Source organism: Clostridium sp. LY3-2 (assembly GCF_024705715.1).
In the GTDB taxonomy this organism is placed as follows: domain Bacteria; phylum Bacillota; class Clostridia; order Clostridiales; family Clostridiaceae; genus Clostridium.
This window is the reverse complement of record NZ_JAMDLQ010000079.1, coordinates 1-622: the sequence shown is the minus strand read 5'-3', so window position 1 is coordinate 622 and position 622 is coordinate 1. Positions and strand designations below refer to the sequence as shown.

Annotated in this window: 1 rRNA gene; it reads right to left on the bottom strand. The window is 53.4% G+C overall.

The window, feature by feature from the left end:
• Window positions 1-622 (bottom strand): 23S ribosomal RNA (locus M4I33_RS16845); the annotation flags it as partial.

Sequence of the window (622 nt, the reverse complement as noted above, 5' to 3'; positions counted from 1 at the left end):
ACCTCCCCGTCGATGTGAACTCTTGGGGGAGATCAGCCTGTTATCCCCGAGGTAGCTTTTATCCGTTGAGCGATGGCCCTCCCACGAGGAACCACCGGATCACTAAGCCCGACTTTCGTCCCTGCTCGACTTGTAGGTCTCGCAGTCAGGCTCCCTTCTGCCTTTGCACTCTTCGAACGATTTCCGACCGTTCTGAGGGAACCTTTGGGCGCCTCCGTTACTTTTTAGGAGGCGACCGCCCCAGTCAAACTGCCCACCTAACAATGTCCAGTCACCAGATTCATGGCGTCCTGTTAGAAACCCAGTACTGTCAGGGTGGTATCCCAAGGATGACTCCACAAAGGCTGACGCCTCTGCTTCCAAGTCTCCCACCTATCCTGTACAGACAATACCGAATTTCAATGCTAAGCTACAGTAAAGCTCTACGGGGTCTTTCCGTCCAATCGCGGGTAGCGAGCATCTTCACTCGCACTACAACTTCGCCGGATTTGCAGTTGAGACAGTGCCCAAGTCATTACGCCATTCGTGCGGGTCAGAACTTACCTGACAAGGAATTTCGCTACCTTAGGACCGTTATAGTTACGGCCGCCGTTTACTGGGGCTTAAGTTCACACCTTCGCTT